This window comes from Xenorhabdus ehlersii (genome assembly GCF_003610465.1).
Lineage (GTDB): Bacteria > Pseudomonadota > Gammaproteobacteria > Enterobacterales > Enterobacteriaceae > Xenorhabdus > Xenorhabdus ehlersii.
This window is the reverse complement of sequence record NZ_RAQI01000002.1, coordinates 386,136-409,304: the sequence shown is the minus strand read 5'-3', so window position 1 is coordinate 409,304 and position 23,169 is coordinate 386,136. Positions and strand designations below refer to the sequence as shown.

Here is a 23,169-nt window from a genome sequence, read left to right as displayed (position 1 = left end):
ATGGCACGTGATCTCAAAATATCCCTGGCAGTCTCATTCCGTGATGAAGCATCGCAAAATATCATTAAACTATTGCGGGATGTAGTCAAAGGTGCGGAAGATGCCGGAAAAGCCGCCGACAAGGCCGCCGAGCGTGAAAATCGCCAACAGAAGCAGCGCCGCAAAGCGTCACAAGAGATGACCGCCGAAGCCCGGCGTCAGGCACGGGATGCCCGCGCCCGTGAAACTCTGGGCGTGCGCGCTGAGCGATCCATTCAGCGGGAAATCACCCGCACCATTGCCAGCTATAACCGGCTGGCTCGCAGCGGGACACTGTCCATCACCGAACAAAGCCGAGCCTATGACGCGATGCGCCAGCGTGTCGCAGCCCTGCGTAATGAAATGCAGGGCATCAGCCGGCTGGCAAAATTAGGAGCATTTGGCAGCAAAATGATGACCGTGGGCGGGGGGTTAGCTGCGGGTGGTATGGTGGTGGCGAAGCCGGTCAAGGCGCAGATGGGCTATGAACAGCGGCTGGCGTATCTGAGTAATACGGCCTTTAATGAGCGGGATGTCGCCGGCCGAAAAGCGGGCAAGGCCGAGCTGCATACCATTATTCGCGATTCGGTTGCCGCCGGGGGAGGCACCAAGGAGCAGGCCGCTGATTTACTGAGTGAAATGTTAGCCAATGGGGCATTCAGTTTTGAAGAAACCAAAGCGTTGATGCCCATATTACAACAATATGCGACGGTCACCGAGGTCAGCGGCGCGCAGTTAGCCAAAGTTATTGAGTCGCTTAAAGGATATGGTATCACCTCCGCCGACGATATGATGAAAGCCCTGGACGCCGCCATTCGTGCCGGACAGGAAGGGGCATTTGAATTTGCCGATATGGCGCGCTGGTTACCGGAAATTTTGTCAAAAGCCAATGAAAACGGCTACAAAGGCCTGGAGGACTTGGTTAAAATTCTCGCCTATACGCAAGGGGCGAAAAAAAATGCCGCCTCATCGGATGAAGCGGGCAATAACCTTGCCAACTTAATCGCTAAGCTGAACAGTACCGATTTATCCCGGCGGGCGGCCAGGATTAAAGTCGATAGATATGGTATCGATATTGCGAAAACCCTGGCCGATGCGCGGGGAAAAGGCATTGATCCGCTGGAAACCCTCGTCTTATTGACAGACAGGATCGCCGCGCAAAACCCCGAATTACGCCATATAGAAAAAGGGCTGGCGAGTACAGACCAGAAGTCACCGGAATATCAGCGGATATTACAAGCACAACAAAAGATATACGAAAGCGCGTCCATTGGTCAATTAATGGCTGACCAGCAGGCGATGATGGCCTTGCTGGCGATACGTAACTACCGTCAGTTCATTGGCGACGTTCAGGCGGATGTGCGCAACCAATTAACGATGCCCAAAGGCCAGGGGGAAGGGGCAAAGTCTCTGGCCGTTATTGCGGATGAGAATGAGTTTAAACTCCAGCAGGCGAAAAATGCCAAAGACTTTGCTGAGATGGATGCTGTCAAACCGTTATCAGACTTCACGGGCGATGTCTCAAAATTGCTGACTGATTTTAGCAAAGAATTCCCCAATCTCACTACCGCCGTTGTCGGGGCTACCACCGCCATTGAGGCGATGACTGTCGCCGCCGTGGCATTTGCCGGCCTGAAATTTATTACCGGCCGGAGCGGTATACCGCCCGGCAGTACAGCGGCGGCAGGCGGCGGCTCTGGTGGCGGTGGACGGTTCGGTCAATTTGGCCGCTGGCTGCGTACCTCGACCAGCGGCCTGACGGGTGGACTATCACGGCTGTTATCCACGCCAGCGGGTCGCGCCATCCCGGTTATTGGCACCGGGGTGGCGGCCTATCAGGGCACCCAGGACTTTCCTTTGATCCAGATCCAGGGCAAGGATGAAAAACTGGCCGAAGTGCGCCAGCGTTTGGGTCGTGAGTTAACCGAATTCGAAAAAACCTACTATGGCACGGCCGGGGCAAAAGACGCCTGGCATGATATTAAGTCCCTGTTTAACTTCGATGATGAACTGTCCATTAAAAAAGCGCCCATCACAATACAGGATGCCGAAAAAGCGGGCATTGTCATGGCACCGAAGACTAACCTGGTTCAAAAACTGCCGGACAGTCAAACATCGCCCCTGCCCCCGATCACGTTTACCTCTCAGTTACTGCTGGATGGCCGAACGCTGGCCGAAGTCACCAATGAGTATAACGCGGCCGAAGCCGGGCGCGGCACCGGAGGGGTATACCCATGAGCTGGCGTGATGATCTGCAAGATGCGGCCTTCCGTGGGGTGAAATTTGATGTCCTCAATACCCAGGACAGCATGGCCCGTGACCATGAAGATCACGAATACCCGTTTATTGACGGGGCAACTGTCATGGATTTAGGCCGCAAGGCGCGGAACTTTCGCCTGACGGCGTTCCTGTGGGGAGAGAATTACAAACACCAGTTAGATGCCCTGATGAAAGTGCTCGACCAGCCCGGCACTGGCGAGCTGATCCACCCGATTTACGGTTCTGTGCCACAGGTACTCTGTATTGAATATCAAATTCAGCATGAAGCTGAAGGACCGGACAGTTGCCATGTGGAGCTGGTATTTCTGGAATCCACCCTCGGTACGAAATTGCACAGTGACGTTCACCCTGAGCAATTGGGTGACAGCCTGTTTGATGCGATTAACGAGCTGACAGAGCGTGCCTCAGATTTGTTTGAGCAGGTGATGGCACCGGTGCATAAAGGAATGCGCTTTCTCGCCAAAGGCAAGGCGGCACTGGCTGGTATGTTAAATACCCTGACCATTATGCGCGGTGATATCGCCGGGGTCATCAGTCAGGGCGTGGATTACCTGAAATACCCCCGCGCCTTTGTGCATGATTTGTTGTCCATTCTGGATGTGCGCACGGGCGGTATCGGGGATTTGCTGAACCTGAAACTGTCTGATGTGATTCAGTTAGACCGGGGAGCACGTCCGCCCAACTGTCATGCCTCATCTGCCGGTTCATCCGCCTCGCGCCGCCAACAGGATGGCTATCTGCCGGGAACCGTCACCACGGCGGCGGTGCTCAGCCAGGGGGTCAGTGCCACCACGTTATTATCCGCCTGGGGGGACAGTGTGGCGGTCGTACATCAGTTGACCGCATTGCCTGCGGCGTTGGTTCAGCGTGATATCACGGCACCCGTTCCCATGCCGGTGGATGCCAGCCTGGCGGATGTCCGCGATCTGGGCGTACTCTACCAGGTCATGGCGGCCGGGGAATTGGCGAATCTGGCAACTGCCCTTTTATCTGACGAGGTCCAGCCTGACCGATTATCGCCGGCGGATATCACCAGCATCGTCAATACCGTCAGGACGGCTATTCTGACCGCGATTGCTGAGGTGCGCACCCAGTATCAGCCCAGCACCCAGCGTATCAGCGAAGACAGCGAGCCGGTGGGGTTGTTGTGGCGTGGCGTGGTGTCCCAGTTGAAACACATTGCCCTGGAATTGCAGACCCTGGCGATCATCGTTATGAACCGCCGCCCGCCGTTAACCCGCCGAACGGTCACCACATCAACCAATCTGCACTTGCTGGCGCACGAGTGGTACGGCGACTATCACCGCGCCGCCGAACTGGCGCGCCTGAATCCGTGGTTACGTGACCCGAACGCGATTAAAACCGGAGATATTCTCAATGCCTATACCCGATAATCAATTCGAGGATAAGCCCGTGCTGCTATTGAATGGCAAGGCACACAGCGACTGGCAAAGCTATCGCATTGACAGTGATTTTTTGAAGGCTACGGATGCATGGCAACTTTCATTGGGATTGCCTGACGGGGTATTCCCTGTGGATGCCGTCCGCGGCGCGCCGGTGAAAGTGAAAATCCGTGATACGGTGATTTTATCCGGCCGGGTTGACAGCGTCACGCGGGACGTTTACCGCCGTAGCGTCACGCTGAGTTTGAGTGGCCGCGATGATGCCGCCATTCTGGTGGATTGTGCTGCCCCTGTCTTCAGTGCCCGCCAGTTAAATCTGGATGAAGTGATTGCCAGCATCGTTCGCCCACTGGGTATCACCCGCATTCGTATTCAGGCGAGTGGCATGACACGTAATGACCGGGTGCATATCGAACCCGGTGAACGGGCGTGGGATGCACTGGCACGGGCAGCGGCAGCGCGTGGCGTTTGGCCGTGGTTAGATCCTGATGGCACCCTGGTTATTGGTGGCCCAGACTATAGCAGTCCGCCCGTGGCCGATCTCATTATGCGCCGTGATGGTCAGGGCAATAACCTCATTTCGTTGTCAGACATCCGCAATATACAGGGCTGTTTTTCCGAATTAACCCTACTGGCACAAAGCCATGCCTCGACAACCGATAACCAACCGAAAATTAAGCCGGTGGATGTCACTGCCCCGCCAACGTTCACCGCTGCGGCTGCCAGTGGTGGTTCAGGCAGCACAGCGAAAACAGGGCACAATAACTACCGGATTAAAGTCACTGACCCGACTGTTCCCTATTATCGCCCGCAAATCCTGACGAACGGGGATGTGGACAACCAGCAACAATTGCAGTACCGCGCCCGTAAGGCGATGGCGGATGCCCGTTTAACCGGACTGGATATCCGGGCGGAAGTTCATGGCCACCGTACCCCCAACGGCGAACTCTGGCAACCGGGGCAACGGGTACGCATTCAGAGCGAACTGCATGGCATTGATGGCATTTTCTTCCTGATGGGACGTGAGTTCATCGGCGGCCGTCCGGGGGGGGCAATGACATCACTGCGATTTAAAGAGGATGGTGTGTGGATACCTGACGCCTATCCAGACAAGAAAAAGAAAAAAGGCAGTAAGAAAAAAGGTAAAGATCAACTCCGGGCGGTTCCCGTGTGGGAGAATCAATAATGTGGCCGCAAGTGAATCAACGCATTAACCAGGCATTAAACAGCATTAGGCTGGCATTCAGGGTCGTGTTAGGCGCGACCGACAGTCGCGGAAAAGTGCAGACGATCCAGGCTGAGGGCCTCGCCGACGAACAGCTTCAGGGACAGGAATTTTTCCAGCAGTATGGCTACACCTCTAACCCGCCACCGGGCACAATGGGCATTGTCTTGCCCCTGAACGGCCGAACCTCACACGGTATTGTCATTGCCACGGAGCACGGCGCGTATCGCCTGACGGGGCTGAAGACGGGGGAAGTGGCCGTTTATACCGATGAAGGTGCAAAAATTGTGCTCAAGCGTGGCCGCCTTATCGAAGTGGACTGCGATACCTATCGGGTTAACTGCAAGACATTTGAGGTGAATGCGGCCAATAACGCGGATTTTAACACACCGATGGTGACAACCAGCGAACAATTGACGGCGATGGCACACATCACCGGTAACGGCGGGATGGCGATCCGGGGTGGCAAAGGGGCGACGTTTGAGGGTAATATCAACCAGACATCCGGCAGCTACCAAACCACGGGTGACGTTAAAGCGGGTAACATCTCAGTGCGCGGCCACAAACACACAAACGGCCATAACGGTGGCAATACCGGCTCATCCATTCCCTAACCTAACATCTTCTGCTGAACCCCCTCAACTGCTGATATTTACCCATGCTGCCACACTGTGCAGCATGGACAGATTATTAAATCCCCAAACGGGTGACTATACCGGCACCCGAACAAACAGCCTGGAAAATGCGGTTTACCTGCGGCTGATGACGCCCCTGGGCAGTTACTGGGCTGACCCTGCGCTGGGTTCCCGTTTGCATGAACTGACCCGTGAGAAAGACATGTCACGCATTTATGTGCTGGCGCGTCAGTATGCTGAACAGGCGTTACAGCCGATATTAGATGATGGCCGTGCCACCTCTATTAGCGTCACAGTGCATCGTGACCAGCACAAACGGGCGCAGCTCTGGATTAAAGTCACTGATGCCGCCGAACAGACGCATAATTTTAAACATACCGTGAGAATCGCCTGATGTGGATTACCCCGGAATTTCAGCAAATCCGCGATGATCTGTTGCGGGACATCAAGAATCAATTGCCGGATGCCGATATCGGCGCTGACAGTGATTATTTTGTCCGTGCCTCCTCGGTGGCGAGCGTGGCCGAGGGTATTTATCAACATCAAGGCTGGATTGTGCGCCAGATATTCCCGGACACCGCCGACAGCGACTATCTGGAACTGCACGCCCGTACCCGTAACCTGACACGCAAACCAGCAACGACGGCGATAGGCAGCGCCAGCCTGACCGGTTCGCCCGGCGCCGTTTTGCCCGCAGGGGCTGAAATGCGGGGTGAAACGGTCTCTGTTAAAACCACATCCGCCGTGACGATTGATCCGCACGGACAGGCAACAGTGGCAATCATTGCCAATCAATCCGGCGCAGCAGGCAACCGGTCATCCTCTACGGAGGCTGAACTGGTCAGTGCCCCGATGGGGGTTAATAGCCGTGCGGTTGTTCAGACACTGACAGGCGGCACAGATGCCGAAACCGATGCTAGCCTGCTGGTGAGACTGCTCGACATCATTCGCCGACCGCCCGCAGGCGGCAATAAATACGACTATCGCCGCTGGGCACTGGAAGTACCCGGTGTCACCAATGCCTTTGTTTACCCGTTACGCCGTGGCCTCGGCACAGTCGATATTGCGATCACCTCCGCCGATGGATTGCCGTCAGCAGACATCATCACTGCCGTGCAGGCACATATTGACGACGTTCGCCCCGTCACCGCTAAAAGCTCACTGGTATTAGCGCCCGCATTGCGTCCCGTGGATTTTGTTATTGAAGTCGTTTTGGATGGCATCACTCTTGAAGCCGCCAATCAGGAGATCAAGGCCGTGATTACCGATGCGGTAGGGCGGCTGGCACCGGGTGAGCCGTTGGTCCGCAGCCAAATTGAGATGCGCATTTCCCTCATTCCCGGTATTCGTGACCGCCGCCTGATGGCTCCCATCGCAAATGTTGTCGCACGGGTAGATAAGTATCACCTTGAATGGTTGCGTATTGGTAACATCACTGTAAGGCTCTTTTCCGCATGAAATCATTACTAAAGCAGTTATTGCCGCCGGTCAGCTATGCCATTGATGCCCCCCGTTTGGATGCCGAACTGGGGGCTGAAGCAACGCAGTTGCAATGGACAAAACAGAGCGCCCATCGTGTTAGTGGCGCTATCACACCGTTCTTTGCTCAGTCGTTACTGCCTGACTGGGAGCGCGTGCTCGGTATCACCCAAAATGCCGATAACAGCTACCAGCAACGGCTGGAAATGGTCTTGCTGAAGCTGGCGGAAACAGGTGGGTTATCCATCCCCTATTTTATTTCTCTGGCTGCCCGTCTGGGTTACCAGATTACCATTACTGAACCCGAACCCTTTCGGGCGGGCATAAACCGCGCGGGTGACAGGCTGATGCATCCTGATTCGATATGGTCGTGGGTCGTCAATATCTATGGAACACGTGTCCCCACCTATCGGTTCAGGGCAGGCAGTTCGGCGGCGGGCGAACGGTTGCTGTCCTTTGGCGATCCCGTTATTGAATCCGTTTTTAACGAACTGAAACCCGCGCATACCTTTTGTCGATTTACTTATCAGGATTAACACTATGCAAGATTTAATGCCCCCCGTTAATACACCTGGCAATATATTTGATGATGGCGATCCCAGTACCGGATTGCCCGGCACAATAGTGCCCTCTCAATGGTTAAATGATGTCCAATTCTCAGTCAGGGATATTCAACAGGAATGTAAAAACATTTTGGCGAAAGCCGGGATTACCCCAGACCCCAGAAAACAGAGTCAACTTGCTGACGCGATAACCGCGATTGTTGCCAAAGGTTGGCTGGAAAAATCCCGAAACGGCGCCGATATCCCCAACAAATCGGAGTTTGTGAAAAACCTCGGTTTACCCGAATTAATTGCAGGTAACCCCCCAGCCGCGTTGAATACGTTGGAGAAACTGGCTCAGGCAATCAACAATGACGCAAACTTTTCTAACAGTCTGTCTGAAATTATAAAAAATCGGCAACCCCTGAACGCGACCCTGACGGCACTGGCCGGATTGGTGACCGGAGGAGATCTGCTGCCGTATTTTACCGGGGCGGATACGGCAACACTGAGCCCCATCACACCCACTGGCCGGGATTTAATCTCACGGGGCAGTATTAATGCGGTTCTGGCGTATCTCAGGTTTGAGCATGGGCAGGGCTGGTATCGTTTAGGTGATATATACATTCAATTTGGTCTGATTGATTTCAGTTCGTCAACCCGCGTGTTTGTGGAGTTCCCGTTCAAATTCCCAACAACTGTTGACCACGTTATTGTTTCTGATGCAGGTTGGGCGACAGGACATACGTGGGGAGCAACAAACAAACAACGTAATGGTTTTGTTGCCCATGTCAATGTGCAGGGTGAGGGCGGTCAATATTTAGCCATAGGGAGATAGTAATGAGTAGATATATTTTTAGTGCGGCGCAGAATTCGTTCTTTCTGTTGTCTCTGAAAGATGCATATGTTGCCGCGGGGACATGGCCGGATGACGGGGTTGCGGTGCGCGAGGCTGTTTTTATTAAATTTACACGTGATATCCCCGCGGGGAAACGCCGGATTGTGGGATCTGACGGTCTACCTGCATGGGGTGATATCCCACCGCCGACACCAGCGGAATTGCAACAACAGGCTGAATCCCAGAAAAAATATCTCATGACTCAGGCGACCAGCGCAATCGCGCCGCTACAGTATGCCGTCGATCTTCAAATGGCGACGGCGGCGGAACTGTCAGCGCTAACAGCATGGAAAAAATATTGCGTGCTACTGAACCGTGTAGACTGTTCGACAGCACCCAATATTGACTGGCCTAAAGCGCCAGAATAACAATCAGGGGCACTATGCCCCTATATTTATTCCGACTCAGTCAATTTCCGTTGTTGCTGATTCCAAATAGAACTCTCTGGCATCTGGACACGGACAGATATAGACCGACCGGCGGGGATATCAATCGGGTCACCGTCTGAATAACTCTCTCGTACATTTTGGGCGAATGTAGGTGCTTCTGCATGCTCACGGTGGTAGGTCATTAATTTGATGGCACCATCGGGTAGCACTTTGTAATCCACCCAAATCAACGGCAGTTTATTTTTACACAGCGGTATCTCAACCCCACCATCAACACCGCCCCATGCCGCATCAGCATTAAACCCCAGCACGTTTTTGATGAGATAGACGCCCTCAGACAGACGCTCGACAATAGCACCCTCGGATTCGTCGTTGGTGGTAAAGGTGCCACCAGGGTAGATTTGGATAATGGGGGATGCTGTTTTTAGGTAGCCATCAACGACTGTGGTGTTACTGGTGGTATATAACGCATACCATGTTGGATTTTCGCGGGCAGCCAGGGCATGACCGTAATAAATTAGGCCGTTAGCATAACTCGCTAGAAAACCGGCATACCCCGCACTGGTATCACGTGCTCCAATAACATGCCAATAGCCATGAGTACCTAACGGTGCAGGAAATCCTGCGCTATAGGAGTCTACTAGCACTGAGTAACCAACCGGTTTGCCCCATTCACCGGATTTCAATGTCGTACGCGGTGTGTGAGTTTTGCCTAAATTAGTCCGTTCCACCCGTTCTACGGTTCCCGCTAAACCGAGGTTTTACGGATAAGATACTAATTTATTTTGCAATATAGCCGATAAAATAATTAGGCAGGAAAGAAAAGAGGTGAGTTATGGCGAAGATCGGTTATATCAGAGTATCAACGACTGACCAACACAGTGACTTACAACGTAATGCCTTAATCGCAGCCAACTGTGATCACATCTTTGAAGATAAAATAAGCGGCAAAACTGCCAATCGACCGGGACTCAAACAAGCATTAGAACACCTGAAAACAGGTGATACTTTGGTTGTCTGGAAACTGGACAGACTGGGGCGCAGTGTAAAAAACCTTATTACCCTGAATGAAAAACTAAGCAATGACGGTATCCACTTTCAAAGCCTGACCGACAGCATTGATACCAGTACGCCAATGGGACGCTTTTTCTTCTATGTGATGAGTGCATTGGCTGAAATGGAACGGGAACTGATTATTGAACGTACTAATGCTGGACTAGCCGCAGCACGGGCACAGGGGCGAATTGGAGGGCGTCCGGTGGCACTGCCGGAAGATAAATATCAGCAGGCGATCCAATTGTTGAGTCAAGGAAAAACACGGCGTGAGATCGCTAAGGCATTTAATATTTCACTGTCAAGCATTTACAAATATTTGCCTGTAGGCCGTGCGGCTAATGATGACATTTTTTAATCAGGCGTTTTATTCTGCACTGTGCATTATAGGGCGGTAATTTTCACTTGAAGTAGTGCAGAATATACCGCCAAATAGTGCAAAATTGGCCGCCGCGCTACAGACGGTGCATTGCAAACATGCAGTGAACGACGACCTTTCACAAAGTGAAAATCATCCACCAATTTGCCATCGGCGGTAAGTGCTTGGGCGCGCACGCCGGCTGGCCCTGGAGTGATATCTTCCGGTTGCAAATCAGGAATAAGCTGCCGGGCATTTTCGGTAAAAAGCTGGCGAGAAAAGGAACGTCGTATTTCTGCCATACCTTCACAGAAATAACGTGTGGCGATTTTCCAAAATCCTTTGTAAGTCAGTACCTCGGCTAAATCCCGTAGATTGAAATCTGTTTTGCTATATCCTTCACGCTTAAATGCCAATACTGCGTTCGGGCCAACATCTCGTTTGCCATTGTGCATTCGCGTAAAATGAACGCCGAGGAAAGGAAAATCAGGGTTAGGTACGGGATAAATCAGGTGATTAACCAGATAATTTTTGCTGTTGTCCAGAACATAATATTCACCGCGGAAAGGAACGATCTTCATACCTGTCTTATAGCCTGCTAACTTGGCAATTCTGTCACTATGCAATCCGGCACAATTCACCAGCCATTTAGCCTGATAGCTGGTTTGCTGAGTTTGTACCTCAACATAATCACTGTATTCATGAATACCTTGGATTTGCTGTTGATAATAAATATTACCCCCCCTGGCCTGAATGATTTCCGCCAGTTTAGCCGCAATTTCCGGGTAATTCACGATCCCTGCATCGGGCACTAATATTGCCTCAAGGCCGTTGACATAAGGCTCGCGCTCTTTCAGTTGGGTTTGTGAGAGGAGGCTGACTTCAAGGCCGTTTTTCAATCCTCGCTGGTAGATATTTTCCAGCAGGGGAAGCTCCTTGAGTTGTGTGGCGACAATCACCTTACCGCAGCGGTCGTAATATAATCCATGCTGTTGACAAAATTCATATATTGTACGGTTTCCTTGTTTCGCCAGTTGTGCTTTTAAACTGCCAGGAGTGTAATAAATGCCGGAATGCACAACGTTACTATTGTGACCGCTTTGATGTGCAGCCACGCCATTTTCTTTATCTAATATCAGCAAGCGCAAGTGCGGATGCTGTTCTTGTAAGGCATTAGCGGTGCCAAGCCCAACCAATCCTGCACCAATAACAATCACGTCATACATTTTTAGGGTGTTCCTCATTATTCTTATTTTTTACACGTTCCAATTTATTGCGTAAGAAATGCAGGGTTCCTGCCACGATAATCAATATTATTCCGGCCAGATCTGTGATCATTCCCGGTTTGATTAACAGGATCGCGGCAATAGCGAAGAGAATTCTCTCTAACCAATGGGTTTTGTACATCCAGAAATTAGCACTGGCAACAGAAAGTGAATAGATGCCAATCAGTGCAGTCAGGATCATATAACTAATGGATAGGACGTTTAAGTCATCACCCTGTATCAATAATGCTGGGTTGTACACCAAAATAAAGGGAATGATAAAACCTGGCAAAGCCAGATAGACCGCATTCCATGAAGTCTGTATTGGATCAGCACGGGCAATGCTGGCAGCTGTGTAACTGGCGAGTGCGACCGGTGGGGTAATATTGGAAAGTGCACCAAACCAAAAAACAAAGAAGTGAGCAGCTAATGGTAAAACACCTGCTTTAATTAATATAGGTGACACCGTCACAGCAACAACAATATATAAGGCAGTTGAAGGCAGCCCCATACTGAGGACAATACAAACTACCATAACAACCAGCAGGATCATCCACAGGGTATTGTTGGTCAGGGATACGATATTAAAAGCGAGGGTTGATCCAATGCCTGTCATGGTAACAACACAGATAATAACGCCAATGGCCGCACAGGCGACAGTGACCTGAATAGCTCCACGGGCAGCTTCATTCAGGGCAGCGGCGATTTTCCTGGGAGTCATGCGCACGGAAGTATCTGGTGTGATCCAACTTGCGATAATAATCGCGATAATACCGAGAAAACCGGCATAAATCGGCGTCTTTCCGGTCAATAAAGTGCCAATCACGATAAAGAGTGGCAATAATAGTAGCCCACGGGATTTGAGTACCGCTTTGACTTTGGGAGTATTTTCCCTGCTGACGCCTTTCAATCCTTGTTTTTTGGCTTCCAGATCAATGGCAATAATCAGGGCTGCGTAATAGAGCAGTGCCGGAATAATGGCTGCAATCACAATAGTGGTGTAAGAAATGCCCAAAAAACCGGCCATGATAAATGCGGCTGCTCCCATAATCGGCGGCATGATCATGCCTCCTGTTGATGCCGCCGCTTCGACAGCACCGGCAAAACGGGGAGACAGGCCGATGTTTTTCATCAGGGGAATAGTGAAGGTTCCGGTTGTAGCAACGTTGGCAACAGCACTGCCACTCAGTGAACCCGTCAGGGCAGAGGAGATGACCGCAACTTGGGCTGGGCCACCACGACGACGTCCGGCCATTGCCATGGCAAGGTCATTGAATAATGCCGTTGCACCGCTGACACTTAAGAATGCACCAAACAGGATAAAAACAATAATTGCCGTTGATGCCGTGGATAGGGTAATGCCGAAAATTCCTTCACTGGTCATAAATAAGCGGAATAGCAGACGCTCAAGTGAAAATCCGGCATGACCGAAGATACTCATGAAATAGTTGCCGAATAAAGCATAGATGATGGCAAAAAGAGATAACCCCGGTATGAAATAGCCTGTTGTACGCCTTGCTGCCTCAAAGAGTACAGCGATGCCAATGACGGACATCACATAATCTGTGGTATTGGGAATGCTGTTACGTACAACATGCAAGTCAGTGTAAGTAAAATAAAAATACCCATAACTCACCAATGTAAGCAGAATAAATAGGTAATCCCAATAATTAAATTTGGCTGTTGAATAACGTTTGGAAATCGGAAACAGAATAAAGCCTAACCCCAGAATGCCAGTGAGAAATGTTGCATTACGATAAAATTCCTGCGTATTGGATAACGCATTGGAATAGATAGCATAAAGGGAAATAGCGATGGCAAGTATCATCGTGAGCTTCGAATAGAAACCGCTTAATTGACGGCTGCCTGATCCTGCTTCTTTATCCAGCTCTATTGTGGATGGTATTACATTATCAGTATTCATGGTGACTCCATAACATGATGGGAAAATTAAGTTGAGCTTTATGATTTCCGGTCAAAAATCATTGGGGTTTGTCTGTCGATTTAAGTTCTGGAGGCATAAGATAGTCAGGAATATCCAGGCCAATTTCGCGATAATATCGATATGCCCCAAGATGTAATGGTACGGAAACACCCTTCAATGCGTTTTCAGGCAGAATGTATTTTGCGGAGCTATGGATCTGGTGGACTTCCTTTTGATTTTCAAACATCACTTTTGTTAATTGATAGATGGTTTTTTCATCTATTTTGCGGGTTGTCATCAGAATATTGGGTTGTGCGATCGTTTGGATAGGCTGTTTTTGGCGTGGATAAGTTTCTGGTTTTATGATAAAGCGAAACCATGAGTTGGCAATAGCGTTAATCTTTTTCAATTGTTCACCTGTCACATTTAGAATGCGAGCAGGAACACCACTGGCATACATATCTGTGACTGCTGAAGCGGGTACACCCGCAGGTAAGGCGCCACCATCAAGACGACCGTCCCGCATAGCTGAAACGGTATCACCATAACCAAGATATTCTGGGTGAATCTCTTGTTTGCTGAGGTTGACACCTTGCAGAATAATCAGGGTAGATTGTTCGGTTCCACTCGCTTGTGGTCCAACAGAAAAACGTGTTCCGGCAATATCGTTTAGCGTGCCATCTTTGACTTTATCGTCGACTAGAACAAAATGTTCAACATTTGGCCAAAGAACGGAGATAGAACGCAAATCCCGATAAGGGCGGTTTTTGAAATTTCGGACACCTTGATAGGCTTCGACGGCGAGCAAACTCTGTAAAATAGCCAGTTGGGCTTCATTTTTTTGGAGCAGATCAATATTTTCAATCGAACCGGCTGAAGATTGTCCCGTCACCTGAATATTTTCTTGTTTCAGATGGTTACTCCAGACATTGGCCAGACCGACTCCCATTGGATAATAAGTTCCGCCTGTGGAAGCCGTAGCAACGGAGAGAAAACGTTTATGGGCATTTTCTATTTTTCCTGTCATGGCCATGATGACCAGAGCAATGGCAACAGTAGCTGTCAATAGGCGCTTTACTTTTAAGGAAGCCATATTTTTTATAGTCATAATGTGATTACCAGATGATGTTGTGTAATAAATGTTAAATGTTTGCATTCACTTGTATACAACATTACTTACCTGGTTCGGAGTTTTATGTTGAAAATTTGTGATAGGTGTTTTGTGTGTCTTAAAAAAACAAACGAAAAATATGAAGTTACTGATAGATTTTAAGTGGGGGAAGCGCACTGCATAATCTTGCAGAGGATAAAAAAATCAGATTTTATAAATAAATCTCATAATAACTTTCAGGAGGGTTTAATTCAGTCAAAATCTCTATCGTTTTATGATGATTCAATACTGATGATTTGTAATAAGGCTAATTTAATCGCTTCCTTAAACTCATCCCTATTACTTGAGGAGAGAGAATAATGACTACTACACAGAATGGTATTAATTACTATAATATTCAGACCCGTTATGCAGGTATTTCAGTAATAGATACTGGCGGGAGTGGGTTACCTGTTCTTTTCATTCATGGTAATTCAAGTTGTAAAGAAATATTTCGTCATCAAATTAATCAGTTAAAAGGGAAGTATCGGGTTTTGGCGTTAGATTTGCCAGGGCATGGTTCATCATCAAATGCCAGTGAATCACGTCAGGCATATTCAATGCCTGGTTATGCACATACGGTCATTGAGGTACTAGAAAAAATAGGCATTAACAGAGTGGTAGTATTTGGTTGGTCATTAGGAGGTCATATTGGGTTGGAAATGTTGGCGTTGTTCCCTAAGATGATTGGCTTAATGATTTGCGGTGCTCCACCGGTATCAGTCGGTGCAGATAACGTGGCTCTTGGTTTTCGTCCTGGTTTGGGGCTTGCCGGCAAGGCGGAATTTACTGAGGAAGATATCAAAAATTTTGTCTCTGATACCTATGGTGTTAATGCGCCTCATGAGCCTTTTATTATTGAAGCAGTGATAAGAACAGATGGATTGGCACGGCAGTATATGTTTGAGGCTTTTCTTTCCCCTCAAGCAACAGATCAAAAATTATTGGCTGAAACCAGTCAAACACCGTTAGCGATTGTTAATGGAGCAGATGATCCCTATATTAATTTTGATTATATTAATGGTCTCAATTACCGAAATCTTTGGAAAAGGAAAATAGTTAATTTAGCTGGCCTTGGTCACGCACCGTTCTGGGAAGCACCGGAATTGTTTAATCCTATTTTGGTCGAATTTCTTAAAAATCTCCAATGAAATCAGATGTAATAACCAATTGATTATGATAAATAATAGTGGGAGTCTTTTATTACATGTTTATTTAATAAAACACTTAAAAGCGCTCCCACCATTATATTTTAAGGTGTTATACCTTCACTGTTTTCTCTATTCTAACTTCAGTTTTTACTGTCATAGTAAAATTCAGGCTAGAATATGATTAAATAAAGATAAGAATATCTTTTTTGTACAGTGTTATACTAAGTTATAGTTACAAGCAGAATTGCTTAGCGATTGAAAGGCCGGTACCACCATCAGGGATTAAATTACATGCAGCTTCGCATGTTGCCCGTAAATCAGCATTAAGTGTCTTACATAAGAACGCATTTGCGTTAGTTGTGATGATTGTTCCTACGAGTAATGAAAGCATACAAGCAGCTAATTTTCTTTTCATGATCTATACCTCATAGAGTTAGGGATTAACATCAATAAAAGCATAACGATAAATTATGTAGAAATGGAGTTGACGTTAGAATTAGTATTAACGTCAACATGCTCATTTTTACAAGTGTTCTGTGCTTTTTGCTATTGATTTTTTTATTGCATTGATATTTTGTTTACGATTTTTTAACAATTTGTTTTTTTATTCTTTTATAGAAAAAATGTTCGTAAAAGAGATAAAAAAGTATTTTGAATGAATTTATTTTTTCAATAACGTTAATGGAATGTTTTATTTCATGTGTGATAATTGATGGTGTTATTTTTTATTTTGATTAAATGATTTTTGAAGGAATAACAATCCACTTGGTATATACCCAATGAATTTCAAGTTGCGTCGCAGCCAACAAAGAGGCAACTTAAAAGACGAAGAATATGCAAGTGGATATGTACGATCTTTGTTTTCTAGATGAGTATTTGCAATTGATTAAATAGCTCTCCACTCGCCTTAGCTAGAAAAATGCTGATAAATGTTTTTTTAATCGTTGAATGTCTTGAGAAATTTGTGGATTTTTTATCACATCATAACAAGCAAATGTTGGTATTGGAGACATACCTAAAAACTGGTTTGCCTTGTGGAAAGGGTAGTAAACACTGTCAATACCTTTTCCTTCAAAAAATTGATTGGGATCTTCAAATGATTCCAGTGGCGCATTCCAGGTTACCGAAAACATATAAGCCTTGCCTTGTATCAGGCCACCTGAACCGTATTTTTTGGCAGGGTCATGACGGGTTCGCCCATCATTCTTAAACAAGGCACCGCGGCCAGCCTGGAAAACCTCATCGACATATTTCTTTAAAATCCACGGTGCTTCCATCCACCAACCCGGCATTTGGTAAATAATACGATCCGCCCAAAGAAATTTATTAATCTCTGCGGTGATGTCATAACCTTTATCTACATGCGTTACCTGAACTTTATGACCTATCTCTGTCAGGTGATCTTTGATAACTTCGGTTAAGGCATTATTTAGCCCTCCTTTCGATTCGTCAAAAATTTTTGCTGAATTGATAACTAAAATATGGCCCATAATAACCCTCTGTTTTATTCCATTGATAAACTGAGGATTATCTTAGGACTGGTTTTGATTGAATGTATGCCTATTTATTGGCAATTGTTGCCCAATGCTCCGGCAATATCTATTTTCTTCTCCTGATGGGTGATCCGAAACCGTTTCATATCTCGGCAGGGAGATTCACCAAAAAGACGGCTATATTCACGATTGAATTGGGAAGTGCTTTCATAGCCAACCTGAAATGCAGTTGTTGTCACATTGTGGTGTTGGGTCAATAATATGCGCCTTGCTTCGTGTAAACGCAGCCATTTTTGGTATTGTAATGGACTCATAGAAGTGACAGCCTTAAAGTGATGATGAAAAGAAGAAAGACTCATTTTGGCGATTTTGGCAAGTTGTTCGACTTTAACCGGATCAGCAAAGTGTTCTTTTAGCCATTGGATCGTATGGCTGATTTGGTGGCTTGGGCTTTCCTGGGTAGCCATTTGTTGTAAACGTCCTCCCAATTCACTTTTCAGTAGCCGATAGATGATTTCTTTATGTATTAGGGGAAAGAGAACGGGAATATCTTCCGGTGTGTTTAATATATCCAATAGACGATTAAAACAGACCAGCAGATCCGTTGTAGCAGAAGTCACGGCTAATCCACATGTATCCTGAATTTGATGCTTTATCGTGACCTTATTTTCAACCATTAATTTTGACGCTTTCTGAATATCAAGTTGTAACATCAAGGCAAAAAAGGGTTTTTCCTTAGATGCGGTACAAGTCTGGGTAATGGTGGGGATATTTGTCGAAGTCACTAAGATTTGTTGGGGATCGCAACAATATGAACGATCACCAATCGTTACCCGTTTTGTCCCCTGGGCAATAACCATAATACTGGGATCATACAACCAACCAATCGGATCGGTTGGCTGTTCCAAATGGCAGAGCGTTAATTGAGGAATTACTGTTTTTACGGCGTGTGTATTGGGGCGCGTTAACTTGGCCACTTTGCCAGCCAATTGTTGTAACTGGATTTCAATTTCTGTTTTATCGGGTTGTTGATTCGATGCCCCCATTTTCTATTTCCTTACCTATATAAAAGCCATGATTATTAGTGTGTTATATAGCATATCCCTAGAAGGAAAAATTTTGTATCAGTCACAGGGGGTATTGGAGGATTAGGCAAGAATTGTGGAGGATATTTAAATTGTTATAGTGGTAACCAAAGCCATCATAATTCTTTGTGACATTATAAAAACAGGAAATCCACGCAATGGCGTGGATTTTAAAGATTTAACCCGTTTTAATAGGACAGCCTGAAATGTTGTAAGATAAGAAAAATGATTAGACGTTAAACAAGAAATTCATCACATCGCCATCTTTAACGATATAATCTTTCCCTTCTGCGCGCATTTTGCCCGCTTCTTTCGCGCCTTGTTCACCTTTGTAAGTGATAAAGTCCTCAAACGAAATAGTTTGAGCACGGATAAAGCCCTTTTCAAAATCAGTATGAATTTTACCCGCTGCTTGTGGGGCGGTTGCACCCACTGGGATCGTCCAGGCACGAACTTCTTTCACGCCCGCAGTAAAGTAGGTTTGCAGGTTCAGCAACTGGTAACCAGCGCGAATTACACGATTCAAGCCTGGCTCTTCCAGACCTAATTCTGCCATAAATTCTTCGCGGTCAGCATCTTCCAACTCTGCGATATCGGCTTCAATCGCTGCACAAACGGGAACAACAACGGAACCTTCTTTTTCAGCAATGGCGCGAACGGTATCAAGGTGTGGATTATTTTCGAAACCATCTTCATTGACGTTGGCAATGTACATGGTTGGTTTTAAGGTCAGAAAGCTCAGATAGCGAATAATCGCTTTTTCTTCCGCACTCAGATTTAAAGCGCGTAGCATACCTGCTTGTTCAAGGTGTGGAAGGCATTTTTCTAAGACTTCCAGCTCTGCTTTAGCGTCCTTATCACCACCTTTGGCTTTCTTTTGTATACGATGGATAGCGCGTTCACAGGTATCCAGATCCGACAGAGCCAGTTCTGTATTGATAACTTCAATATCAGAGGCAGGATCAACCTGACCAGAAACGTGGACAATGTTGTCGTTTTCAAAGCAACGTACTACATGACCGATCGCTTCTGTTTCACGGATGTTGGTCAGGAATTGGTTGCCTAAGCCTTCACCTTTTGAAGCACCTTTTACCAGACCAGCAATATCTACAAATTCCATAGTGGTTGGCAGGGTGCGTTGTGGTTTAACAATCTCAGCCAACTGTTCGAGACGTGGATCTGGCATCGGCACAACACCTGTGTTTGGCTCGATAGTGCAGAACGGGAAGTTTGCTGCTTCGATACCTGCTTTGGTCAGCGCATTGAATAATGTAGATTTCCCAACGTTAGGCAGGCCAACGATACCGCATTTGAATCCCATATATTTATCACCTTAAATCACTTATAAACCAACAAGCAGTAGGCTTGTCGGTGAGTTTACAAAATGGCGCTATTATACACGCAATAGCCCGATGCGCCATGTACTCCCAGTTAAGCGCTGGCTTTAAATGCATGCAGGCGATTAATTGCCTTGTTCATGCCATCTTTGATGAGGATGTTAGTACAACGCAATGCTTCATCTATGGCATCGTCAATCAGTTTTTGTTCGCTGGCAGGAGGCTTGCCAAGGACAAAACCGACGACTTTGTTTTTATCGCCTGGATGACCAATACCGATACGCAGACGGTGGAAGTTAGGATTATTACCGAGTTTATTCTGAATGTCTTTTAGGCCATTATGACCGCCATTGCTGCCACCCAGTTTCATTTTTGCCACACCAGGCGGTAGATCCAGCTCGTCATGTGCAACCAAGATTTCATCCGGCTGAATACGATAAAATCCAGCAAGGGCAAGGACAGATTTACCGCTAAGGTTCATGAAAGTGGTAGGTACCAGTAAACGAATATCCTGCCCATTAACGTTGATACGGGCGGTATAGCCAAAAAATTTACTCTCTTCTTTCAGGGATTGGTTATAGCGTTGTGCTAACAAATCGACAAACCATGCCCCTGCATTATGTCTGGTCTGTGCATATTCGGCTCCAGGGTTTGCCAGGCCAACGATTAATTTTATGTTACTCACGGTTTAATTTCGCTTATTGGCAATAGAACAAAAAGGAGATTAGTTTACCTATCTCAAGGCTTGAGTACAAAACTCATTTAACAAAGATTATTCTGATGGAATGTAAAAAATTAGGCTTAAATTTGTACAGCTTGTGATCGCCACCGCAATAACCTTTCATATGATAAGTCTATAATTAATTTTGAAGAAGATATCTACTTTCGTGCTTTTGCGTTCGTTGTATTTGCAAATTAGCGTTCACAAAAAGTATTGGAGGTTGGTTATGAGACGTAAAAAGGCTTTTATTTTTGGCAATATTCTCATGGGAGCAGGAATGGCGGCAATGTTTATTAGCTTAGCTTATGTATTGCTTAGCCATATCTTTAATTTTGGTCTTTCGGAGTTTTTGACAAGCCTCTCATTAATGGGATTGTTTGTTGGGGCATTTATTTGGCTGGTAGGCGCCAGTATTGGCGGTCGGGAACAGGTTACTGATAAATATTGGTGGCTGAAAAATTACGATGAACGTTATTGCCGTAAAAAACAGCGACATTCGTGATTATTTTGGATAAGGCGGTAACAATTACCGCCTTATCCTTCATTTGTTAAATGTTCAGTCTATTAAAAGCTGACATTGAAACCGAGGTTGAAATAGTAGTCATGATTCGGTTCATTATCATTTTTTTCATGTGAGACGGCGGCAAATGCGCGAAAGTTATTGGTCAGATTGGCATTAACACCGACTGTATATTGGACATGATCTCTATTCTGTTTCTCTCCCTGTTGGACGAAACTTGTTTTGGTCGCATTGATCGCGCTGCGAAGAGTATAGCGTTCATCATCGAATTGATGATTGAACAGAATAGAGGCATAAGGATTAAAACGGCCTAGTTTAGTATCTACTCGCCAGCCCACCGAGCCAACTTTGGAATGATAATTTTGATCTGCAAAATGCATAGAGGTGCTGTTGTTACCTGTTTCACGATAACCATCAATATCCCCCTTGTCCCAGGCGTATTGGATGATTGGGCTGGTGGTTAGATAACGAGTGATTGGGATATCCCAGCCTGCTGTAATCCGCCAACCCCACTGTTTACCCATCGTTGAACCTGATTCCCTGCGAGTGGCTTGACCAAGCTGGATGGAGCGTGACAGATTGTCGTAATTGGTACGTGAATAATGGACATCGCCGTTCAGCCATCCGCTGCCATAGTAGTTCCATAGTATGTAAGCTGCTATGACATGACCAGTAGCAGCATAGTTGAAATTAGGGGTTGCATTTTGTTCATCTTTATAACGTGAAATTGTTGCCCCTAATAGCAAATTATCCGTCAGTTGATAATCGCTACCCAATGTAAGGGTATTATTGTGATTGTCTGTATAACCACCGAATACGCCAACTTTACCTTTGGCCTGATGATCATTGCGAAGCTGTTGCAGGTGACCGTCAAGTGAGCTTAGCGCGGTTATGGTTGGGGTACGGTTGATGTGGTTCAACGCCATCACTTGTAAAGGGGCGTTGTAGATCGACATAATGTACTGACCGATGACTTTGTGTGCGTAAGGGGTTGGATGGAGGTCATCGGAAAATAAGTAGGGTTGGCTTTTATCAAAGCCAGGCTCGGAAGAAGAACACTCATTAGCCCTTGTACCTTGTGGGCAGGCATAACCAAGGGTATTAGCAATACCATAGATGGTTGGATTCTCAATAACTTCCCTTAAGAGATGATTGACATCGGCACGCAGAATATTGCCGTTACTGAGTTGATTCTCTTCATTTTGGTTATATTCGTCGGAAAATTGGGAAGCAATTTTGTTGGTATTATCATAAGCAGCAAGCAATTGGCGATAAATTTCTTTCGCTGCGTCTGGATCTTGGGGAGAAGCACCTTCAGCAATCTTTTTAAAAACTCCCTGGATAATTTTATTTCTGATTTCCACATTGGGTGTAGGGTATTTGTTGATGGCCTCATGAGCTTGTTTCAGAATTTGGGCGATTTTGTCATCGGGTACTTTGCTTTTTTTTAAAGCGCCTTTAAGTACTGCTTCCATAATTTTTGGGGTTGTACCAATATCGGGAACATTAGGTACAATAATTAACCCCGCGCCAGCCTTAATGAGTTGATTGATCTGCGATGCTGCGGATGCAGAACTATTATTGATACGATGTTGCGCTGCTTTTTCATCGCCTTTCTCTAAATCTTCCAGAGCGTCCTTTACATCATTACCTCCTACCCAATGTATGTACACTCCATTCGGATCGGCCCGTCCAGAGTGTGCTTGCAAATAGTCATCGAGTTGTTTTTGTGTTGAGTGAACAAAATGATCCCAGAGACGATTCCCAGAATCGTTAGCTGCTGCGCCTCCATATGCATAATTGGTTCCGTTTTCTTTAGAGGGTGTCAATTTTTTGCCAGTGAGGTTTTGGGCTATATATTCATCATAGAGTTCAGTGTCCTTACCATCTGTTGTAAATCTGCCGATATTCCCACTATCACTCAAACTATCTCCAAAAACATACACATCGTTGTAGGCATAAGAATTTGTCATGAGGTTAACTAATAGTACAGTCGTGGCTGATACTAAAAAGAGTGTTTTTTTCATGTAGATCTCCTGAAAAAACAGCGCATTATTTTCACGCCAGCCAAAACACCTTGATTTAAAAGGGTATTTGCTCATCTCTCTTCGGTTAATGGCTGATTCTCTGATTATTTCAGTTCGATACTACTTCTATCTGCATATACGAAAATTAAACACAATGTTAACGTGCGTATATTAATGCTGAATGATGATTAAATAAAAACGCAAGGCAGTAATTTT

The 23,169-nt window shown here is 46.6% G+C and carries 22 protein-coding genes; 12 read left to right on the top strand and 10 right to left on the bottom strand.

Annotation, left to right across the window (positions count from 1 at the left end; all coding sequences use genetic code 11):
• The 9 genes from BDE27_RS07795 (at window position 1) to BDE27_RS07755 (ending at window position 8,848) form a co-directional block, all read left to right on the top strand.
• Window positions 1-2,256 carry a phage tail tape measure protein gene (locus BDE27_RS07795; protein ID WP_099133700.1) on the top strand — a complete coding sequence of 752 codons (2,256 nt, stop codon included), beginning with the start codon at window positions 1-3 and terminating at the stop codon, window positions 2,254-2,256.
• Window positions 2,253-3,692 (top strand): DNA circularization protein, encoded by a 1,440-nt coding sequence (locus BDE27_RS07790; RefSeq protein WP_099133699.1) that lies wholly within the window; start codon window positions 2,253-2,255, stop codon window positions 3,690-3,692. The genes BDE27_RS07795 and BDE27_RS07790 overlap by 4 nt, the downstream gene beginning before the upstream one ends.
• On the top strand, window positions 3,676-4,887 hold the full coding sequence (locus BDE27_RS07785; protein ID WP_099133698.1) for a phage baseplate assembly protein: 1,212 nt from the start codon (window positions 3,676-3,678) through the stop codon (window positions 4,885-4,887). Before BDE27_RS07790 ends, BDE27_RS07785 begins: the two co-directional genes overlap by 17 nt.
• Window positions 4,887-5,540 carry a phage baseplate assembly protein V gene (locus BDE27_RS07780; protein ID WP_099133697.1) on the top strand — a complete coding sequence of 218 codons (654 nt, stop codon included), beginning with the start codon at window positions 4,887-4,889 and terminating at the stop codon, window positions 5,538-5,540. Before BDE27_RS07785 ends, BDE27_RS07780 begins: the two co-directional genes overlap by 1 nt.
• 64 nt (window positions 5,541-5,604) lie before the next feature.
• Window positions 5,605-5,955, top strand: coding sequence for a phage GP46 family protein (locus tag BDE27_RS07775; RefSeq protein ID WP_099133749.1), 351 nt, complete (start codon window positions 5,605-5,607; stop codon window positions 5,953-5,955).
• On the top strand, window positions 5,955-7,019 hold the full coding sequence (locus BDE27_RS07770; RefSeq protein ID WP_099133696.1) for a baseplate J/gp47 family protein: 1,065 nt from the start codon (window positions 5,955-5,957) through the stop codon (window positions 7,017-7,019). The genes BDE27_RS07775 and BDE27_RS07770 overlap by 1 nt, the downstream gene beginning before the upstream one ends.
• A complete protein-coding gene (locus BDE27_RS07765) occupies window positions 7,016-7,576 on the top strand; it encodes a YmfQ family protein (RefSeq protein WP_099133695.1) in 561 nt (186 codons plus the stop codon). The genes BDE27_RS07770 and BDE27_RS07765 overlap by 4 nt, the downstream gene beginning before the upstream one ends.
• Before the next feature lie 4 nt (window positions 7,577-7,580).
• Window positions 7,581-8,420 carry a gp53-like domain-containing protein gene (locus BDE27_RS07760; RefSeq protein ID WP_120211335.1) on the top strand — a complete coding sequence of 280 codons (840 nt, stop codon included), beginning with the start codon at window positions 7,581-7,583 and terminating at the stop codon, window positions 8,418-8,420.
• 2 nt (window positions 8,421-8,422) lie between these two features.
• Window positions 8,423-8,848 carry a tail fiber assembly protein gene (locus tag BDE27_RS07755; protein ID WP_099132157.1) on the top strand — a complete coding sequence of 142 codons (426 nt, stop codon included), beginning with the start codon at window positions 8,423-8,425 and terminating at the stop codon, window positions 8,846-8,848.
• Window positions 8,849-8,874: 26 nt separating this feature from the next.
• Here BDE27_RS07755 and BDE27_RS07750 read toward each other — a convergent pair whose 3' ends face one another.
• Window positions 8,875-9,600, bottom strand: coding sequence for a phage tail fiber protein (locus BDE27_RS07750; protein WP_120211332.1), 726 nt, complete (start codon window positions 9,598-9,600; stop codon window positions 8,875-8,877).
• Window positions 9,601-9,704: 104 nt separating this feature from the next.
• On the opposite strand from BDE27_RS07750, the gene BDE27_RS07745 reads away from it, so the two are divergent.
• Entirely contained in the window at window positions 9,705-10,280 is a 576-nt protein-coding gene (locus BDE27_RS07745; RefSeq protein ID WP_099132313.1) for a recombinase family protein, read from the top strand.
• Between the two features lie 26 nt (window positions 10,281-10,306).
• Here BDE27_RS07745 and lhgO read toward each other — a convergent pair whose 3' ends face one another.
• Genes lhgO through BDE27_RS07730 form a run of 3 tightly spaced genes read right to left on the bottom strand, consistent with a single transcriptional unit; the run spans window position 10,307 to window position 14,562 of the window.
• Window positions 10,307-11,506, bottom strand: coding sequence for an L-2-hydroxyglutarate oxidase (lhgO, locus tag BDE27_RS07740; protein ID WP_099132312.1), 1,200 nt, complete (start codon window positions 11,504-11,506; stop codon window positions 10,307-10,309).
• Window positions 11,499-13,469 carry a TRAP transporter permease gene (locus BDE27_RS07735; RefSeq protein ID WP_099132311.1) on the bottom strand — a complete coding sequence of 657 codons (1,971 nt, stop codon included), beginning with the start codon at window positions 13,467-13,469 and terminating at the stop codon, window positions 11,499-11,501. The genes lhgO and BDE27_RS07735 overlap by 8 nt, the downstream gene beginning before the upstream one ends.
• Window positions 13,470-13,527: 58 nt before the next feature.
• Window positions 13,528-14,562: a TAXI family TRAP transporter solute-binding subunit gene (locus BDE27_RS07730; RefSeq protein ID WP_099132321.1), complete on the bottom strand. Its 1,035-nt coding sequence runs from the start codon at window positions 14,560-14,562 to the stop codon at window positions 13,528-13,530.
• 377 nt (window positions 14,563-14,939) lie between these two features.
• On the opposite strand from BDE27_RS07730, the gene BDE27_RS07725 reads away from it, so the two are divergent.
• Window positions 14,940-15,770 (top strand): alpha/beta fold hydrolase, encoded by an 831-nt coding sequence (locus tag BDE27_RS07725; protein WP_099132310.1) that lies wholly within the window; start codon window positions 14,940-14,942, stop codon window positions 15,768-15,770.
• Window positions 15,771-16,002: 232 nt separating this feature from the next.
• Here BDE27_RS07725 and BDE27_RS19235 read toward each other — a convergent pair whose 3' ends face one another.
• The 5 genes from BDE27_RS19235 to pth all read right to left on the bottom strand — a co-directional run bounded on the left by BDE27_RS19235 (window position 16,003) and on the right by pth (window position 20,370).
• Window positions 16,003-16,185, bottom strand: coding sequence for a hypothetical protein (locus BDE27_RS19235; protein WP_143707520.1), 183 nt, complete (start codon window positions 16,183-16,185; stop codon window positions 16,003-16,005).
• 496 nt (window positions 16,186-16,681) lie between these two features.
• The gene (locus tag BDE27_RS07720; protein ID WP_099132309.1) at window positions 16,682-17,260 is read right to left on the bottom strand and encodes an NAD(P)H-dependent oxidoreductase; all 579 of its coding nucleotides are present in this window, start codon (window positions 17,258-17,260) and stop codon (window positions 16,682-16,684) included.
• Window positions 17,261-17,334: 74 nt separating this feature from the next.
• Window positions 17,335-18,309 (bottom strand): AraC family transcriptional regulator, encoded by a 975-nt coding sequence (locus BDE27_RS07715; protein WP_099132308.1) that lies wholly within the window; start codon window positions 18,307-18,309, stop codon window positions 17,335-17,337.
• Window positions 18,310-18,577: 268 nt separating this feature from the next.
• Entirely contained in the window at window positions 18,578-19,669 is a 1,092-nt protein-coding gene (gene ychF / locus BDE27_RS07710; RefSeq protein WP_099132307.1) for a redox-regulated ATPase YchF, read from the bottom strand.
• 110 nt (window positions 19,670-19,779) lie between these two features.
• Entirely contained in the window at window positions 19,780-20,370 is a 591-nt protein-coding gene (pth, locus tag BDE27_RS07705; protein ID WP_099132306.1) for an aminoacyl-tRNA hydrolase, read from the bottom strand.
• 262 nt (window positions 20,371-20,632) lie between these two features.
• On the opposite strand from pth, the gene ychH reads away from it, so the two are divergent.
• Window positions 20,633-20,908, top strand: coding sequence for a stress-induced protein YchH (ychH, locus tag BDE27_RS07700; RefSeq protein ID WP_099132305.1), 276 nt, complete (start codon window positions 20,633-20,635; stop codon window positions 20,906-20,908).
• Between the two features lie 62 nt (window positions 20,909-20,970).
• Here the strand turns inward: ychH and BDE27_RS07695 are convergent, their stop codons facing one another.
• Window positions 20,971-22,953, bottom strand: a complete 1,983-nt coding sequence (locus tag BDE27_RS07695) for an autotransporter outer membrane beta-barrel domain-containing protein (RefSeq protein WP_099132304.1) — start codon at window positions 22,951-22,953, stop codon at window positions 20,971-20,973.
• Between the last annotated feature and the right edge of the window lie 216 nt (window positions 22,954-23,169).

Bases quoted from the DNA above. Each gene is read 5' to 3' on its own strand.
- BDE27_RS07760 (WP_120211335.1), top strand. From the start codon at position 7,581: ATGCAAGATTTAATGCCCCCCGTTAATACACCTGGCAATATATTTGAT.
- BDE27_RS07715 (WP_099132308.1), bottom strand. From the start codon at position 18,309: ATGGGGGCATCGAATCAACAACCCGATAAAACAGAAATTGAAATCCAG.
- BDE27_RS07745 (WP_099132313.1), top strand. From the start codon at position 9,705: ATGGCGAAGATCGGTTATATCAGAGTATCAACGACTGACCAACACAGT.
- BDE27_RS07775 (WP_099133749.1), top strand. From the start codon at position 5,605: ATGGACAGATTATTAAATCCCCAAACGGGTGACTATACCGGCACCCGA.
- lhgO (WP_099132312.1), bottom strand. From the start codon at position 11,506: ATGTATGACGTGATTGTTATTGGTGCAGGATTGGTTGGGCTTGGCACC.
- BDE27_RS07755 (WP_099132157.1), top strand. From the start codon at position 8,423: ATGAGTAGATATATTTTTAGTGCGGCGCAGAATTCGTTCTTTCTGTTG.
- ychF (WP_099132307.1), bottom strand. From the start codon at position 19,669: ATGGGATTCAAATGCGGTATCGTTGGCCTGCCTAACGTTGGGAAATCT.
- BDE27_RS07720 (WP_099132309.1), bottom strand. From the start codon at position 17,260: ATGGGCCATATTTTAGTTATCAATTCAGCAAAAATTTTTGACGAATCG.
- BDE27_RS07695 (WP_099132304.1), bottom strand. From the start codon at position 22,953: ATGAAAAAAACACTCTTTTTAGTATCAGCCACGACTGTACTATTAGTT.
- BDE27_RS07765 (WP_099133695.1), top strand. From the start codon at position 7,016: ATGAAATCATTACTAAAGCAGTTATTGCCGCCGGTCAGCTATGCCATT.
- ychH (WP_099132305.1), top strand. From the start codon at position 20,633: ATGAGACGTAAAAAGGCTTTTATTTTTGGCAATATTCTCATGGGAGCA.
- BDE27_RS19235 (WP_143707520.1), bottom strand. From the start codon at position 16,185: ATGAAAAGAAAATTAGCTGCTTGTATGCTTTCATTACTCGTAGGAACA.
- BDE27_RS07725 (WP_099132310.1), top strand. From the start codon at position 14,940: ATGACTACTACACAGAATGGTATTAATTACTATAATATTCAGACCCGT.
- BDE27_RS07735 (WP_099132311.1), bottom strand. From the start codon at position 13,469: ATGAATACTGATAATGTAATACCATCCACAATAGAGCTGGATAAAGAA.
- BDE27_RS07770 (WP_099133696.1), top strand. From the start codon at position 5,955: ATGTGGATTACCCCGGAATTTCAGCAAATCCGCGATGATCTGTTGCGG.
- BDE27_RS07730 (WP_099132321.1), bottom strand. From the start codon at position 14,562: ATGGCTTCCTTAAAAGTAAAGCGCCTATTGACAGCTACTGTTGCCATT.
- BDE27_RS07795 (WP_099133700.1), top strand. From the start codon at position 1: ATGGCACGTGATCTCAAAATATCCCTGGCAGTCTCATTCCGTGATGAA.
- BDE27_RS07790 (WP_099133699.1), top strand. From the start codon at position 2,253: ATGAGCTGGCGTGATGATCTGCAAGATGCGGCCTTCCGTGGGGTGAAA.
- BDE27_RS07785 (WP_099133698.1), top strand. From the start codon at position 3,676: ATGCCTATACCCGATAATCAATTCGAGGATAAGCCCGTGCTGCTATTG.
- BDE27_RS07780 (WP_099133697.1), top strand. From the start codon at position 4,887: ATGTGGCCGCAAGTGAATCAACGCATTAACCAGGCATTAAACAGCATT.